We start from the raw sequence: 17048 nt of genomic DNA, 5'->3' as shown, positions 1-17048 counted from the left end.
TTGTAACCACAACATATTAGGCACACACCTTCTGGAGCACTCAATGACGATCGAGCCCACCCGTGACGACAAATTCTCCTTCGGCCTCTGGACGGTGGGCTGGGAGGCCCAGGACCAGTTCGGTTCCGCGACCCGCCCGCCCCTCGACGCCGTCGAGGCCGTCCACCGCCTGAGCGACCTCGGCGCCTACGGCATCACCTTCCACGACGACGACCTCTTCCCCTTCGGCTCGAGCGCCGGCGAGCGGCAGGCGCAGATCGACCGCCTCAAGGGAGCCCTCGACGCCACCGGACTGATCGTCCCCATGGTGACGACGAACCTCTTCAGCCACCCGGTCTTCAAGGACGGCGGCTTCACCAGCAACGACCGCGGCGTCCGCCGCTTCGCCCTCCGCAAGGTCCTGGACAACATCGACCTCGCCGCCGAACTCGGCGCCACGACCTTCGTCATGTGGGGTGGCCGTGAGGGCAGCGAGTACGACGCCGCCAAGGACATCCGTGGCGCCCTCGAGCGCTACCGCGAGGCCGTGAACCTGCTCGGAGACTACGTCACCGACAAGGGCTACGACATCCGCTTCGCGATCGAGCCCAAGCCGAACGAGCCCCGCGGCGACATCCTCCTGCCCACGCTCGGGCACGCGATGGCCTTCATCGAGACCCTCGAGCGCCCGGAACTGGTGGGCATCAACCCCGAGACCGGCCACGAGCAGATGGCGGGCCTGAACTTCACGCACGGCATCGCGCAGGCCCTCTACCAGGGCAAGCTGTTCCACATCGACCTGAACGGCCAGCGCAGCATCAAGTTCGACCAGGACCTCGTGTTCGGGCACGGCGATCTGCAGAACGCGTTCTCGCTCGTGGACCTGCTGGAGAACGGCGGCCCGGCGGGCGGCCCGTCCTACGACGGGCCGCGCCACTTCGACTACAAGCCCAGCCGCACCGAGGACATGGACGGCGTGTGGGACTCCGCGGCCGCGAACATGCAGACCTACCTGCTGCTCAAGGAACGCGCGGCCGCGTTCCGCGCCGACCCAGAGGTCCAGGCAGCCCTCACGGCGTCCCGGGTGTCCGAGATCAACGAGCCCACGCTCAACGCCGGCGAGGGCTACGAGTCGCTGCGCGCCGACCGCTCCTCCTACGAGGACTTCGACGCGGACGCCTACTTCAACGGCAAGGGCTTCGGGTTCGTGAAGCTGCAGCAGCTCTTCATCGAGCACCTGCTCGGGGCCCGCTGACCCATGGCCCTCGTTGCCGGCGTCGACTCCTCGACGCAGAGCTGCAAGGTCGTCGTCGTCGACACCGTCACGGGCACCGAGGTCCGTACCGGCCGTGCCCTCCACCCGGAGGGCACGGAGGTGGACCCGGAGGCCTGGTGGCAGGCGCTGCGCACCGCGCTGGACGCCGCGGACGGCCTCGGGGACGACGTCGACGCGCTCGCCGTCGCCGGCCAGCAGCACGGGATGGTGCTGCTCGGCCGGGACGGGAGGGTCCTCCGTGACGCGCTGCTGTGGAACGACACCCGCTCCGCGGGCGCCGCCCGGGACCTGATCGGCGAACTCGGCCTCGCGGAGATCGTCTCCCGCACGGGGTCCGCGCCCGTCGCGTCCTTCACCGCCACCAAGGTGCGCTGGGTGCGCGACGCCGAGCCCGACGTCGTCCCGGCGATCGCCGCCGTGGCACTCCCCCACGACTGGCTGACCTGGCGGCTGCGCGGATTCGGGCCCGACGGCGAATCGCCGCTCGGGCCCGTGCTCGAGGAGCTCGTGACCGACCGCTCCGACGCGAGCGGCACCGGCTACTGGAACCCGGCAGCGGATGCGTACGACCTCCCGCTGTTCGAGCACGTGCTCGGCCGCCCGGCCCGCGAGGCGCACGGGACGCACGGGACACATGCCGCGGACCCGGGGGCGGTGATCCTCCCCCGGGTCCTGCCCGCGGACCGGACCGCAGGCGCCGTGCATCCCTCCCTCACGGCAGCGGGCGATCGGCGCATCCTGCTCGGCGCAGGCGCCGGCGACAACGCGGGTGCAGCCCTCGGGCTCGGCGCGGAGGAGGGCGACGTCGTCGTGTCCCTCGGCACCAGCGGCACGGTCTTCGCCGTCGCCGCCGAACCCGTGGCGGATGCCGGCGGCGCCGTCGCCGGGTTCGCCGACGCCGGCGGCCTGTTCCTGCCGCTCGTGGCCACCCTCAACGCCGCGCGGGTCCTGTCCTCGGCGGCGGGGCTGCTCGGCGTGGACCAGGGCGGCTTCGCGGAGCTGGCCGTCACCGCGGCGCCGGGCTCGGACGGCGTGGTCCTCGTGCCGTACTTCGAGGGGGAGCGCACCCCGAATCTCCCGACGGCGAAGGCCAGCGTCCACAACCTCAGTATCGCGTCCGCCACGCGGGCGAACCTGGCCCGGGCGGCGATCGAGGGCATGCTGTGCGGACTGGCCGATGCCCTGGACGCGGTCCGCGCCGCGGGGGTGCGGCCGCGCCATCTGCTGCTCATCGGCGGCGCCGCGCAGAACGCCGCCGTGCAGGAGGTGGCGGCGCAGGTGTTCGACCTGCCGGTCCGCGTCCCGGCCCCCGGCGAATACGTGGCGCGGGGGGCCGCGGTCCAGGCCGCGTGGGTCATGACGGGCTCGCGGCCGTCATGGTCGGTCGACGCCGCCGACCGCCCCATCGACCACCGGCCGCTCATCCGCGAGCAGTACCGGACAACGGTGGGGTCCCTCCGGTTCTGAGGTCCGCCCGAACGCCGCGAGGCACCACCCGTCGGGTGGTGCCTCGCGGCGGTCTGCGGTGGTGCGGGGTCTGCTAGACGCGGGCCCTGTGGTCGATGCCGACCTGGTCGACCTTGCGGTGGAAGTGCATGCCGGCCTTTCCGCCGAGGATCGCCGCGATCAGGGGGATGAGGACGGCGATGGCGAGACCGATGAGTCCGCTCGTGGTGAGGGCACTGCCGTCCACGGGGATGCTCGGTGCGCCGTCGAGGCTGGACAGTACGTTGAACTGGTCACCGGCGACGGCGGCGAGGATCGCCAGGACGACCGCGACGATGATGCCCCACAGCCAGACGGCGAGACCCTGCTTGGCGCCGTCGAAGCGCGCCATCCGCCCCGCGACGTAGCCGCCGCAGTAGTAGGCGACGAACAGGATGATCGCCAGGACGATCCCGCTGACGATGCCGATCGTGCCGGCGTTCTCGGTGGCCTGGTTCGCTGCGTCGCCCGCCGTGCTCGCCGAGGAGGCCCCGATGCCGACGCCGACCGCCGTCGCGAGGGCGCTGAGGATGACCGTCAGGCCGATCGCGGTCAGCCAGCCGAAGAACGCCGAGCCGAACTTGATCCCGCCGAACTGCTCCTTCTCCGCGGCTACGATGTCGTTCCGGCGACCCCTCGGGGTGCTCGCTCCTGCTGTGTTCTCTGATGCCATGATGCTGGTCCTCCTCGATAGTCGGGATGATCATGCCGTGCACGGTTCCCACCGCCGGACAACATAATCAGTCTGCTTACTATCGTGGTGGACAGCGCCGGCGTATGCAACCCGTCACGTGGGGTCGACACGGGCACCGCGCCCAGTCCGCGCCACCCTCCCGTCCGGGGAGCGCGCCTGATCGGCGGCACCCCCCGAGGCGCTGGATACGATAGGGCGAGGCGACGCGCAGGAGGCTCCTGCAGGACGAAGGAGGATCCGGAACAGTGCGGTCACTACCCGGCGGGGCGAACGGTACCGAGGGGCTGCGCGCCCAGCACCTCTCCCAGATCCTCACCATGGTCCATCGTGGCGGCCCCCTGTCCCGGGCCGAACTCACCCGGCGCAGCGGATTCAACCGTTCCACGGTGGGTGCCCTGGTCTCGGCGCTCACCGGGAAGAACCTCGTCCGCGAGACCGAACCGGCCGTCGGCGGCCGGGTGGGCCGCCCCAGCCCGATCGTGCAGGCGAACCCGGGCGTGGCGGTGATCGCCGTCAACCCGGACATCGACGCCCTGACGGTCGGTGTCGTGGGGCTCGGCGGCCACGTCCACGCAAGGGTCCGCCGCGAGACCCCGGGCGTCCCCTCGCTCGAGGACGCGGTCCGGCTCACCGGCGAGATCGTGGCGGGCCTGCATCCTGCCCTCGCCGGACTCGACCGGGTGCTCGGCGCGGGGATCGCGGTGCCCGGACTCGTCAACGCGGACACGGGACGCGTGCTCGTCGCGCCGCACCTGGGCTGGCACGACGTCGACCTCACGGGTCCCTTCGGCAGCGCCCTCGGGCTCCCCGCCGTGGCGGCCAATGACGCATCCCTCGGATCGCTCGCGGAGAGCATCTTCGGTGCAGCGCTCGGCGTCGGTGACGCGCTCTACCTCAACGGCAGCGCCAGCGGCATCGGCGGCGGCATCGTGAGCGGGGGCGCGCAGCTGGTCGGCAGCCGGGGGTACGGCGGCGAACTGGGTCACACGCTCGTCAGCCCGGGCGGACGGGCATGCCACTGCGGCCGTGCGGGTTGCCTCGATGCCGAGGTCCGCCTCGAACGGCTGCTCGGGGCGGCGGGCCTGGACGGTGGGGGCATCGAGGCCCTCGAACGCGTGCTGGCGGGCGACCCGCCCGAGGCGGTGCGGGCGGAGGCCGACCGACAGCTGGATCTGCTCGCCGTCGCGCTCACGGACTTCGTGAACATCTTCGACCCGGACCTGATCGTCCTCGGCGGGTTCCTCGGAGCGCTCGTGGAATGGCGGGGCGGCCGGCTCGCCGACGCCGTCAACACGGGCTCCCTCGCCGGGCGGGTCACGGTGCGGCGCGCGGCGCTCGGACCGGAGCTCCTGCTCGTCGGCGCCGCGGAGCTGGCCTTCCGGCCCCTCCTCGCGTTCCCGGCCTGACGCCGGTATTCGGCGGGACAGTGCCGTCCGGGCACGCAGGACGGCACACCGTCCCCGAGGGGTCGATGCGCCGTATGGTTCTGAAGGTGCCGGTCGGCAGAGCCGACCGACGGAGGAATGCCGGCCCGGATCAGCCGGTGCGGCGCGAGCCGCTCTCCTCGCCGTCGTCGTCGAGTTCGTCGGCGTACTTGTCCGCATACTCCGAGTAGTCGGGCTCGACCGGCTCGAGAGGCTCCGAACGCCGGGTGGATGCGCGACTGCCCGGGCCTGTGAGCTCTCGCTGCAGTGCCGAATAGTCCGTGGCCGGGCTGAAATACTTCATGTCCCTGGCCTGCTTGGTAGCTTTTGCCTTTTGACGGCCGCGCCCCATGGCGTGACCCCCTTTGTGCGTCGATCCGAGGTGGTCACTGGGGCACGAGGCCCAAGGCTGCAGCGAGGCCCCGGAGTATTTGGTCGATTTGTCGTAAGTATAGGTTACATGTTTTCGAAGGCACCCGAGTGCGCGGCCGCCAGGCCCCCGCGAAGGGCCCGTCGACCACCGGGGCACGGTCCGTGCCACAGAATCTCCCCCGGACCGTCTTCTTCGGAGGTGATCTTGGATAGAGTCGACTCGACGTCGGAATGCCGGCCATGGTATCGACCATCCGGCCAGGAGTGCAAGGAGACAACGGCCCACCATGAGCAACGAGGAGCAGGTGCCGGGGGATCCCCGTGAGGAGCCCGGCCACGAGCCCGGACCGGACGCTGCCGACGGCTCGGGAGACATGGAGGACGCCGCCGTGCTGGACCCGGACACCGTGGTCCTCGACGAACCGGACATCTCCGGCGAGACGCTGGAGCCCGAACTGACGGTGGCGCCGGGCAGCCTCGACCTCGAGGAACCCGCCCTCGAGCCGGCGCGGATCAGCCCCGAGGTCGCGGAGGCGGCGTCGCTCGACGACGCCGCCGCGGAGGCCCGCGCCGTCGCGGCCGAGGCCGAGGAGGCGGGGACCCTGGTGGGCGGTCCGATGCCGCCCGACGCCCCGTCCGTCAAGGCCGCCCCGGACGGGACCGCGCCCGCGGGAGGGACCGCCGGAGATCAGGACGACCCGGCGACGGGCCGCGTGGACGAGGACGGACCGACAGCGGGAACGACGGCGGGTCACCCGGCCGATGGCCCCCGCGCGGTCCCTCCGCAGGGCGGCGCCCCCGGCGCGGAACGCCTCGGCGCCCATCCCGGCAGCCTTCCCAGACGCACCGGATCCTCGGCGCCCGGGGCCTCCCGCGAGACCCCGGACGGCGACCGCGCACCCCGCGCGGGGTGGGTCCCGACGCCTCCGGGCGAACCGGGCGGCGAACCGGCGGGCGAGGTCCACCCGAAGCGGGACCGCGCCCGCCCCAGGAGCGGCGTCCTCCCGCTCGCGCTGCTCGTCGGCGGCGCCCTCCTCCTGCTCGGGCTCCTCGTCTGGCTCCTCGTCTCGCTGCTCGGCGGAGGGCAGGACGAGGGCCGGGTGGATCCGTCGTCGCTCGCGGCCGGGGAATGCCTCGCGGAGTTCACGGACATCACGGAGGAGGCGGTCCTGGTCGACTGCTCGGAGCCGCACAACGCGCAGCTCGTGGCGAGCGAGAACTACGCCGACGACGCCGAGTTCCCGGGACGCGACCAGCTGGGGCTGCGCGCCGAGGCGGCGTGCGCCACGGCCTCGTCCAGCATCGACCCCGACGTCCTCACCGAGGACCTCCGGGTCACGCTCCTGCATGCCACCCCGACGGAGGGCACCTGGGCGGACGGCGACCGCCGCGTGGACTGCTTCGCGGTGGTCGAGGACGGCGGCCCGGTCAGCCGAAGTTTGCTGATGCCCTGACCCGACCGACGGCACCCGGGCGTACGAGGGGGCATGTGGGCCCCCTCGTACGCCCGGCCGGATCAGCGGACGGCGTGCACCACCAGGCCGCCGGCCTCGGGCCCGGCCCCGCCGAGCGCGTCCCCGTCCGGCGCCGGGCGGTCGACGAGGACGGTGTCGCCGTCGACGATCTCCCCGGCCAGGATGCCCTTCGCCAGCCGGTCGCCGATCTCGCGCTGCACGAGCCGACGGAGCGGACGGGCGCCGTACGCCGGGTCGAACCCGGTGAGGGCCAGCCACTCGCCGGCCGCCGCCGTGACGTCGAGCTCGAGCCGGCGATCGTGCAGCCGGTCGGCGAGCGCCCTGACCTGGAGATCCACGATCCTCGAGAGCTCATCCAGGCTCAGCGGGTCGAAGACCACGACGTCGTCGAGGCGGTTGAGGAACTCGGGCCGGAAGTTCGCGTTCACCGCGGACATCACGGCGGCGCGCTTCGCGGCGTCGTCGAGGGCCGGGTCCACGAGGAACTGCGAGCCGAGGTTGGACGTGAGCACGAGGATGACGTTCCGGAAATCGACCGTGCGCCCCTGCCCGTCGGTCAGCCGGCCGTCGTCGAGCACCTGCAGCAGCAGGTCGAAGACCTCCGGGTGCGCCTTCTCCACCTCGTCCAGCAGCACCACGCTGTACGGGCGGCGCCGCACGGCCTCCGTGAGCTGGCCGCCCTCCTCGTAGCCCACATACCCCGGAGGGGCGCCGACGAGGCGGGCCACCGAGTGCTTCTCCGAGTACTCGGACATGTCGATCCGGACCATCGCCCGCTCGTCGTCGAACAGGAAGTCCGCGAGCGCCTTCGCGAGTTCCGTCTTGCCCACGCCCGTGGGCCCGAGGAACAGGAAGGACCCGGTGGGCCGGTTCGGGTCCGAGACACCGGCCCGGGCGCGCCGGACGGCGTCGGACACCGCCGCCACCGCCCGCTGCTGCCCGATCAGCCGCGCGCCGATGGCCTGCTCCATGGCGAGCAGCTTCTCGCTCTCGCCCTGGAGCATGCGGCCGGCCGGGATGCCCGTCCAGGCGGAGATGACCTCGGCGATGTCGTTCGCGGTGACCTCCTCCGCGACCATCAGCTCGGGGGCGTTCGCCGTCTGCTCCTCGGCGGCCTGGGCCTCGCGCAACTCGCGCTCCACGCGCGGGATCTCGCCGTAGAGGATGCGCGACGCCGTCTCGAGGTCGCCCTCGCGCTGGGCGCGGTCGGCCTGTGAGCGCAGGTCGTCGAGGGAGGCCTTCAGGTCACCCACGCGGTTCAGGCCCGCCTTCTCCGCCTCCCACCGTGCATTCAGGGCGTTGAGCTCCTCCTGGCGGTCGGCCATCTCGGCCCGCAGGGCCTGGATCCGCTCGAGGGACGCCTCGTCCTTCTCGCGGGAGAGGGCCATCTCCTCCATGTGCATGCGTTCGAGGGAGCGGCGCAGCTCGTCGATCTCCACGGGGGCCGAGTCGATCTCCATGCGCAGGTGCGAGGCGGCCTCGTCCACGAGGTCGATCGCCTTGTCCGGGAGCTGCCGTCCGGGGATGTAGCGGTGGGAGAGCGTCGCGGCGGCGACGAGGGCGGAGTCCGCGATGGAGACCTTGTGGTGCGCCTCGTAGCGCTGCTTCAGCCCGCGCAGGATGCCCACCGTGTCGGCCACGGACGGTTCGCCCACGTAGACCTGCTGGAACCGGCGCTCGAGCGCCGGGTCCTTCTCGACGTTCTCGCGGTACTCGTCCAGCGTCGTCGCGCCGATCAGCCGGAGCTCACCGCGCGCGAGCATGGGCTTGAGCATGTTGCCGGCATCCATCGACCCCTCGGACGCGCCCGCCCCCACCACGGTGTGGAGTTCGTCGATGAAGGTCACCACCTGCCCGTTGGAACCCTTGATCTCCTCGAGCACGGCCTTCAGCCGCTCCTCGAACTCACCGCGGTACTTGGCGCCCGCGATCATCGAGCCGAGGTCCAGGCTGATGAGCCGCTTCCCGCGGAGGGACTCGGGGACGTCCCCGGCGACCATGCGCTGCGCCAGCCCCTCGACGACGGCGGTCTTGCCGACGCCGGGTTCGCCGATGAGCACGGGGTTGTTCTTGGTGCGGCGGCTGAGCACCTGCACCACGCGGCGGATCTCGGCGTCCCGGCCGATCACCGGGTCGAGTTTCCCGCTGCGGGCCACCTCGGTGAGGTCGACGCCGAATTTCTCGAGCGCCTGGAACGTGTTCTCGGGATCCGGCGTCGTCACCCGCTTGTCCCCCCTCACGCCGGGCAGCTCGGCGGCGAGCGCCTCCCGGGTGAGGCCGACGGACCGGAGGACGCCGCCGGCCGCTCCCCCGTCCGCCGCCAGGGCCAGCAGGAGGTGCTCGGTGGACACGAACTGGTCCCCGAGCGTCTCCGCCTCCTGCTGCGCGGCACTGACCACCTGCAGGGCGCCGCGCGAGAACTGCGGCTGCGCGACGGACGAGCCGGACGACGACGGCAGGGCCTTGATCGCGGAGCTCGCCTGGACGCTCACGGTGTCGGGATCGGCGCCCGCCGCCCGGAGCAGGGCGACGGCGATGCCGTCCCGCTGGTCGAGCAGCGCCTTGAGGAAATGCGGCGGCTCGATCTGGGCATTGCCCGCCGTGGACGCGTTCATCGCAGCGGCTGACAGCACCTCACGGCTCTTGGTGGTGAAGTTGGTATCCACGCGCGGTTCCTTTCCAGTTCGATGATCGATGCGGCTGTTGCCTTGAGTGTACTCGACTCAACTTTCGGCGTCGCCCCGCTATTCCGGGTTCCGGAGGCCTCGCGGCGCCGGCGTAGAGCATGCAACGGCCATCGGTCCAGATGTGATCGGGATCAACTTTTTCCCGGCCCCCGGTATTGCCCTTGTAGCGTTGATTGCCCACGGGGAATGTTCCTGGACGCCGCCTGCCCGCATTCCGGTTGCTGCGCCCGGACCGTTCCGCCCCCACGAACAGCGCCCGCCGCGGCGCCGACGAAAGGGACGACATGAGTCAGACTGCCGATGCTCCGCCCGGGACCGGGACGGGAGGCGAGGATCCCCCCGCCGCCACCGATGCCCCCAGGACCCGCGTCAACTGGACCGTCTTCATCGGTTCCGCCACCGGGATCCTCGCCATCACCATCTGGGCCATGGCCGACGCAGCCGGCGCCGAAGCCGTCATCGGCTCGCTGGTCGCCTGGGTCTCCACCAACATGGGGTGGTACTACTTCCTGATCGTCACCCTCGTGGTGGTGTTCGTCCTGGTCCTCGCCCTGACCCGCGTGGGCAAGACCAAGCTGGGCCCGGACCACTCGAAACCCCAGTTCAGCATGTTCACCTGGGCGTCGATGCTCTTCGCCGCCGGTATCGGCATCGACCTGATGTTCTTCGCGGTGTCCGAGCCCGTGACGCAGTACCTGGCTCCCCCGCAGGGCGACGGCAGCACCGTCGAGGCCGCACGGCACGCCCTGGTCCTCACGCTCTTCCACTACGGCATCACCGGCTGGGCGCTGTACGCCCTCATGGGCCTCGCCCTCGGCTACTTCGCCTACCGGCACAATCTGCCCCTGAGTATCCGCAGCGCGCTCTATCCCATCTTCGGCAAGAAGGTCGACGGCCCGCTCGGCCACGGCGTGGACATCGCCGCCCTCCTCGGCACCATCTTCGGCATCGCGACCTCGCTCGGCATCGGGGTCGTGCAGCTGAACTACGGGCTGAGCCTCATGTTCGGCCTGCCCGAGAACGTCTCGGTGCAGATCGGGCTGATCGTCGTCGCCGTCCTCATGGCGACGGTCTCCGTCCTCTCGGGCGTCGAGAAGGGCATCCGCAGGCTCGCGGAGCTGAACGTCCTGCTCGCCCTGGCGCTGATGGTGTTCATCCTGGCCAGCGGGAAGACCAGCTTCCTGCTCGACGGCATCATCCAGAACACCGGCGACGTCCTCAGCCGCTTCCCGGCCATGACGCTGGACACCTTCGCCTACGACCGGCCCGGCGACTGGCTGCAGGGCTGGACGCTCTTCTTCTGGGCGTGGTGGATCGCCTGGGCGCCCTTCGTGGGGCTCTTCCTCGCGCGCATCTCGCGCGGCCGCACCATCCGCCAGTTCGTCCTGGGGACGCTCCTGGTGCCCTTCACGTTCATCCTGCTGTTCATCTCGATCTTCGGGAACAGCGCCCTCGACATCGTGATGAACGGCAACGCCGCCTTCGGGGAGACGGCGATGGCGCAGCCGGAGCGGGCCTTCTACGGCCTGCTCGAGCAGTACCCTGCAGCGCCGCTCATCATCGGCATCGCGACCTTCACGGGCCTGCTCTTCTACGTGACCTCCGCCGATTCGGGGGCGCTCGTCATGGCGAACTTCACCAGCCACCTCAAGGACGCCGAGGCGGACGGGCCCAAGTGGCTGCGCCTGTTCTGGGCCGTCGTGACCGGCCTGCTGACGCTCGCGATGCTGACCGTGGGCGGCGTGACCGCGCTGCAGAACGCGACGATCATCATGGGACTGCCCCTGTCGATCCTGCTGCTGTTCATCATGCTCGGGCTGTACCGGGCCCTCCGCGTGGAGATCTCGCTGGCGGACAGCTACCGGGCGAGCCTGCCGGGCATCATCTCGGGACGGAGCACGGGCGGACCCGCGGCGCGCACCTGGCGGCAGCGGCTCAGCCGCGCCATGAGCTACCCGGGCCCGCGGCAGGCCAACCACTTCGTGGACACGGTCGCGCTGCCGGCCCTGCAGGAGGTCCACGACGAGCTGCGCGCGCAGGGAGCCGACGCCGCCCTGGCCACCGACGTCGTCGAGCCCTGCGGGATCCGCCACGTGGATCTCCAGGTGGAGCTCGGCGACGAGCGCCCGTTCAAGTACCAGATCTACCCCGTCCAGTACGACGTGCCGTCCTACGCACGCGGCGACGCCTCGATGGACGCGAAGTACTACCGCATGGAGGTCTTCTCCCTCGAGGGGAGCCACAGCTACGACCTCGCGGGCTACAGCAGGGATCAGGTCATCACCGATGTCCTGGACCACTACGAGACCCACCTCGAATTCCTCCACCTGAACCGGGCGGTGCCGGGCAACACGGCCTTCACCGAGGATCAGGCGGCCAGGGACAACTGGGAATCCGATTTCGCACACCAGGAGGACACGAAGTGACCGAAGCACCATCCGCGGCAGCGCCCGCAACCCTGTTCATCGACGGCACCTGGGTCCCCGCGTCCGACGGCGGCACCCGCACCATCAGCTGTCCGGCCGACGGCTCGTTCGTCGCCGAGGTGTCCGAGGGCACCCGGGAGGACGCCGAGCGGGCCATCGCGGCCGCGCGGCGCGCATTCGACGGCGGCGAATGGGCCTCCGTGCCCGCCCCGCAGCGCGGAGACTTCCTCCTGAAGGTGGCCGCTGAACTGCGCGCCCGCAAGGACGAGTTCGCGCGGGCCGAGACCCTGGACACCGGGAAGCGCCTCGTGGAGAGCGAAATCGACATGGACGACATCGCCGACTGCTTCGCGTACTTCGGCAAGCTCGCCGGGCAGGACGCCGGCCGCATCGTCGACGCCGGCAACAACAGCGTGGTCAGCAGGATCGTCTACGAGCCCGTGGGCGTCTGCGGCCTCATCTCCCCGTGGAACTACCCGCTGCTGCAGGCGGCCTGGAAGATCGCCCCGGCGCTCGGCGCCGGCTGCTCGATCGTGCTCAAGCCCAGCGAGCTCACGCCGTCGACCGCCATCCTCATGATGGACGTCCTCGACACGCTCGGGCTCCCGAAGGGCGTGGCGAACCTCGTCCTCGGCCCCGGCGCCGTGGTCGGCGCGCCGCTCTCGGAGAGCCCTGACGTCGACATGGTGTCCTTCACCGGGGGCCTGGAGACGGGACGCACCATCGCCGCGGCCGCGGCCGGCACCGTCAAGAAGGTGGCCCTGGAACTCGGCGGCAAGAACCCGAACATCGTCTTCGCGGACGCGGACTTCGACGCCGCCCTCGACAACGCGCTGAACGCGGCGTTCGTGCACTCCGGCCAGGTCTGCTCGGCCGGCGCGCGGCTCCTCGTCGAGGAGCCCATCGCCGAACGCTTCACCGACGAACTCGTGCGCCGCGCCCGGCAGATCCGGCTCGGCGGCCCGTTCGACGAGGCGGCAGAGACCGGCCCCCTGATCTCGGCCGCGCACCGCGACAAGGTCACGGCCTACGTGGAGAAGGGGATCGCGGAGGGAGCGCGCGTGCGCTGCGGCGGCACCTGGGGCGAGGGCGACCTGGCGTCAGGCTTCTACTACACGCCGACCGTGATCGACCAGGTGACGCGCGGGTCATCGGTCCTCGTGGAGGAAGCCTTCGGGCCCGTCGTCACCGTCGAGACGTTCAACGGCGAGGACGAGGCCGTCGAACTGGGCAACGACACCCACTACGGGCTCGCCGGCGCCGTGTGGAGCCAGGACGCCGGGAAGGGCCAGCGTGTCGCGGCCCGCCTGCGCCACGGCACCATCTGGATCAACGACTTCCACCCCTACCTGCCGCAGGCGGAGTGGGGCGGCTTCAAGCACTCCGGCATCGGCCGCGAACTCGGGCCCACCGGCTTCGCGGAATACCAGGAGGCCAAGCACATCTACCACAACATCGACCCGGCGGTCACGGGCTGGTTCGCGGCCCGGACCGAGGAGGAATCCGCATGAGCACCCCCGAAGAGCAGCTGCAGAAGACCGAGTTCGACTACGTCGTCGTCGGCGGCGGATCCGCCGGAGCGGCCGTCGCCGCGCGCCTCAGCGAGGACCCCGACGTCGAGGTGGCCCTCGTCGAGGCAGGACCGGACGACCGCGGCGAGGAGATCATCCTCCGCCTCGACCGCTGGATGGAACTGCTGGAGTCCGGGTACGACTGGGACTACCCGATCGAACCGCAGGAGAACGGCAACTCGTTCATGCGCCACGCGCGCGCCAAGGTCATGGGCGGGTGCTCGAGCCACAACTCGTGCATCGCGTTCTGGGCGCCGCGCGAGGACATCGACGAGTGGGAGGAGCGGTTCGGGGCCACCGGCTGGAACGCGGAGACGGCGTACGCGCTGTTCAAGCGGCTCGAGCGGAACGAGGACGCCGGACCCGAGGCCCCCCACCACGGCGACAGCGGCCCGGTCCACCTGATGAACATCCCCCCGGAGGACCCCTCGGGGCAGGCACTGCTCGACGCCTGCGAGCAGGCGGGCATCCCCCGGACGCGGTTCAACACCGGCGAGACGGTCATCAACGGAGCCGGCCTGTTCCAGATCAACCGGCAGGCCGACGGCACCCGGGCCTCCTCGTCCGTGTCCTACATCCACCCGATCATGGACCGCCCCAACTTCACGCTGCTCACGGATTTCCGGGCACGGGAGCTGCGGATCGACGGGGACGACGTGTGCACCGGCGTCGACGTCGTGGACAGCGTCGTCGGGCGCACGCACGCGCTGACGGCGCGGCACGAGGTCATCGTGTCCACCGGCGCCATCGACACGCCGAAGCTGCTCATGCTCTCCGGGATCGGCCCGGCCGCCCACCTCGAGGAGCACGGCGTGCGCGTGCGCGTCGACTCCCCCGGCGTCGGCGAGCACCTGCAGGACCACCCCGAGGGCGTGATCCAGTGGGAGGCGAAGAAGCCCATGTCGCAGACCTCCACCCAGTGGTGGGAGATCGGGATCTTCACCCCCACCGAGGACGGGCTCGACCGGCCGGATCTCATGTTCCACTACGGGACGGTCCCCTTCGACATGCACACGCTGCGGCAGGGCTACCCGACCACGGAGAACGGCTTCTGCCTCACGCCGAACGTCACGCACGCGCGCTCACGTGGCACGGTCCGGCTCCGCAGCCGGGACTTCCGCGACAAGCCGATGGTGGATCCGCGCTACTTCACCGACCCGCACGACATGCGCGTCATGATCGCCGGCATCCGCAAGGCCCGCGAGATCGTCGCCCAGCCGGCCATGGCCGAATGGGCCGGGCGGGAGCTGTACCCCGGGACCGAGGTGCAGACCGACGAGCAGCTCCAGGACTACATCCGACGGACCCACAACACCGTCTACCACCCGGCCGGGACGGTGCGCATGGGCCCTTCGGACGACCCCATGTCCCCGCTGGATCCCGAGCTGCGTGTGAAGGGGGTCCGGAACCTCCGGGTCGCGGACGCCTCGGTCATGCCCGAGCTCACCACCGTGAACCCGAACATCACCACCATGATGATCGGCGAACGCTGCGCCGACCTCGTGAAGCAGGCGCGCGTCCTCGCGGGCAGCGCCGGGACGGTCGCGACCGCGTAGCCGCCTGGGCCGCCGCGACGCCCCGCCCGGCACGCCGCTGCCGCGGCGTGGGCGGGGCGTCGCGGTGATCTCGGACATAATGGGCCGCATGGGGAAACTGCTGCGTGCCACGTCCGTCCTGACCACGGTCGTCCTCGGGCTGACCCTCGCGGCCTGCACGGACGGCCGGCCGACGGCCCAGGACGCCGCCGGCACGCTGGCCGAGGGACTGTCCCGGCTCGACGTCGGAGGCTCGGCGTTCGTCTCCGCGGAGCCCGCCGAGGTGACCGCGGCCCTCGCCGGCATCACCGAGGGCTTCGCCCCGGAACCGCCGCAGGTCACGGTGGCCGGCGTCGAGGAGACCGGCGAGGACACGGCGACGGCGACGCTGGAGTACGTCTGGGACCTCGACGCGACCGACTCCGACTGGACCTACACGACGACGGCGGACCTCACGCGCGTCGAGGACAGCTGGCAGACGGCCTGGGACCCCGGCCTGTTCGTCCCCGACCTCCTGCCCGACGAGACGCTCAGGCTGACGCGCGTGCCCGGCGACCGCGGCGACATCACGGGCGCGGGCGGCGCCGTCATCGTCACGCAGCGGCCCGTGATCCGGGTGGGCATCGACAAGACCCAGGTACCCGAGGCCCAGCAGGCCGCGTCCGCCCGCGCCCTCGCGACGCTGCTCGACCTCGACCCCGCCGCCTACGCGGAGCAGGTGTCCGCGGCCGGCGCGGAGGCCTTCGTGGTGGCCCTCGTACTGCGCGACGACGCCGACCGCACCGTGACCGACGCGCAGATCGACGCCGTCCCGGGAGCCCTCCGGCAGGCGGACACCCTCGAACTCGCCCCCACCCGTACCTTCGCGCGCGAGCTGCTCGGCGGCGTCGGAGAGGCCACCGCGGAGCTCGTGGAGCAGTCCGACGGCGACCTCCGGGCCGGCGACGTCACCGGCCTGTCCGGCCTGCAGCTCCAGCACGATGCCCGCCTTGCCGGCACCCCCGGCCTGTCGGTGACCGCCGTGCCGGCCGGTGACGCGCAGACCGCCCCGAAGAGCCTCTTCACCACCGCCCCCGTGGACGGCGAGGACCTCGCCCTCACCCTCGACCCCCGGCTGCAGAGCCTCGGCGAGGAGGTGCTCGCGGACGAGCCGTCGGCGTCGTCGATCGTGGCCGTCCGCCCCAGTACCGGCGAGATCCTCGCGGCCGCCAACGGGCCGGGCAGCGAGGGCCTGCAGACGGCGCTCCTCGGCCAGTACCCGCCGGGCTCCACGTTCAAGATCGCCACGAGCCTCGCGCTGCTGCGCACGGGGTTCACGCCACAGACGCCCACCGAGTGCAGCGAGGAGGTCGTGGTGGACGGTCGGGGGTTCAACAACGCCGGCACCTTCCCTGCGGAATCCCTCGGGACCATCCCGCTCCTCGAGACCTTCGCGCAGTCCTGCAACACCGGCTTCATCTCGGCACGGGACGAGGTCGGCCAGGCCGACCTCGCGAGCGCTGCCACCGATCTCGGCATCGGCGTCGAGACGGGTATCGGGACGCCCGCCTTCTTCGGCGCCGTCCCCAACGAGGCGGAGGGCACCGCCCACGCGGCCGCCATGATCGGCCAGGGCGAGGTGCTCGTCTCACCCCTCGCGCTCGCCGTCATGACGGCGTCCGTGGGCGCCGGCGAACGCGTCACCCCGACCCTCCTCGCACCCGGCTCCGCCGGCTCCCCCTCCGGGTCGCCGTCCGGGTCACCGTCCGCCGCGGGCGAGTCCCCGTCCGCCGCACCCTCCGCTGCCGGTCCCTCCGGCACCGCGTCCCCGAGCGCCGCACCCACCGGGACCGCGGCCCCGAGTGCGTTCACCGCGGCGGAATCCGCGACGCTGAAGACGCTCATGGGCGCCGTCGTGTCCCAGGGCGGCGCGCAGCTGCTGCAGGATGTCCCCGGGCCCGCCGTCCTGGCCAAGACCGGCACCGCCGAGTTCGGCAGCGAGACTCCCCCGCGTACCCACGCGTGGGTCGTCGCCCTCCAGGGAGACCTCGCCGTCGCCGTCTTCGTCGAGGAGGGCGAGCTGGGCTCCACCTCCGGCGGGCCACTCATGCAGGCGTTCCTCACCGGAGCCGCCTCCTAGGAACC

11 protein-coding genes are annotated in these 17048 nt (G+C 71.6%); 8 read left to right on the top strand and 3 right to left on the bottom strand.

All coding sequences use genetic code 11. From position 1 onward, the window contains the following. Positions 1-43: 43 nt before the first annotated feature. On the top strand, positions 44-1234 hold the full coding sequence (xylA, locus tag ACSGDB_RS11995; RefSeq protein ID WP_434994983.1) for a xylose isomerase: 1191 nt from the start codon (positions 44-46) through the stop codon (positions 1232-1234). Positions 1235-1237: 3 nt separating this feature from the next. Next, positions 1238-2722, top strand: coding sequence for an FGGY family carbohydrate kinase (locus ACSGDB_RS11990; protein WP_434994982.1), 1485 nt, complete (start codon positions 1238-1240; stop codon positions 2720-2722). A 73-nt stretch (positions 2723-2795) separates the two neighbouring features. Here ACSGDB_RS11990 and ACSGDB_RS11985 read toward each other — a convergent pair whose 3' ends face one another. Beyond that, positions 2796-3413, bottom strand: coding sequence for a hypothetical protein (locus ACSGDB_RS11985; RefSeq protein WP_434994981.1), 618 nt, complete (start codon positions 3411-3413; stop codon positions 2796-2798). Between the two features lie 266 nt (positions 3414-3679). On the opposite strand from ACSGDB_RS11985, the gene ACSGDB_RS11980 reads away from it, so the two are divergent. Then, entirely contained in the window at positions 3680-4840 is a 1161-nt protein-coding gene (locus ACSGDB_RS11980) for an ROK family transcriptional regulator (protein ID WP_434994979.1), read from the top strand. Between the two features lie 130 nt (positions 4841-4970). Here the strand turns inward: ACSGDB_RS11980 and ACSGDB_RS11975 are convergent, their stop codons facing one another. Continuing rightward, positions 4971-5210 carry a DUF3073 domain-containing protein gene (locus tag ACSGDB_RS11975; protein WP_434994977.1) on the bottom strand — a complete coding sequence of 80 codons (240 nt, stop codon included), beginning with the start codon at positions 5208-5210 and terminating at the stop codon, positions 4971-4973. Between the two features lie 307 nt (positions 5211-5517). Between ACSGDB_RS11975 and ACSGDB_RS11970 the strand changes: the two genes are divergently transcribed. Then, complete coding sequence (locus ACSGDB_RS11970; RefSeq protein WP_434994975.1) at positions 5518-6684, top strand: septum formation family protein; 1167 nt, start codon at positions 5518-5520, stop codon at positions 6682-6684. Between the two features lie 62 nt (positions 6685-6746). On the opposite strand, the gene clpB is transcribed toward ACSGDB_RS11970, so the two are convergent. Further along, complete coding sequence (gene clpB / locus ACSGDB_RS11965) at positions 6747-9371, bottom strand: ATP-dependent chaperone ClpB (protein ID WP_434994974.1); 2625 nt, start codon at positions 9369-9371, stop codon at positions 6747-6749. A 305-nt stretch (positions 9372-9676) separates the two neighbouring features. Here clpB and betT point away from each other — a divergent pair, with 305 nt between their 5' ends. The 4 genes from betT to ACSGDB_RS11945 all read left to right on the top strand — a co-directional run bounded on the left by betT (position 9677) and on the right by ACSGDB_RS11945 (position 17043). Next, positions 9677-11818 (top strand): choline BCCT transporter BetT, encoded by a 2142-nt coding sequence (gene betT / locus ACSGDB_RS11960; RefSeq protein ID WP_434994972.1) that lies wholly within the window; start codon positions 9677-9679, stop codon positions 11816-11818. Continuing rightward, positions 11815-13329 carry an aldehyde dehydrogenase family protein gene (locus tag ACSGDB_RS11955; protein ID WP_434994970.1) on the top strand — a complete coding sequence of 505 codons (1515 nt, stop codon included), beginning with the start codon at positions 11815-11817 and terminating at the stop codon, positions 13327-13329. The genes betT and ACSGDB_RS11955 overlap by 4 nt, the downstream gene beginning before the upstream one ends. Further along, positions 13326-14945, top strand: coding sequence for a GMC family oxidoreductase (locus ACSGDB_RS11950; protein ID WP_434994969.1), 1620 nt, complete (start codon positions 13326-13328; stop codon positions 14943-14945). The genes ACSGDB_RS11955 and ACSGDB_RS11950 overlap by 4 nt, the downstream gene beginning before the upstream one ends. Positions 14946-15033: 88 nt before the next feature. Continuing rightward, the gene (locus ACSGDB_RS11945) at positions 15034-17043 is read left to right on the top strand and encodes a penicillin-binding transpeptidase domain-containing protein (RefSeq protein ID WP_434994967.1); all 2010 of its coding nucleotides are present in this window, start codon (positions 15034-15036) and stop codon (positions 17041-17043) included. Positions 17044-17048 lie beyond the last annotated feature (5 nt).

Origin of the sequence: Arthrobacter sp. Ld5 (assembly GCF_051172775.1) — a bacterium.
GTDB lineage: Bacteria > Actinomycetota > Actinomycetes > Actinomycetales > Micrococcaceae > Arthrobacter_D.
Note: the sequence above shows the minus strand (reverse complement) of the source record. Positions and strands in the feature narration are given on the sequence as shown.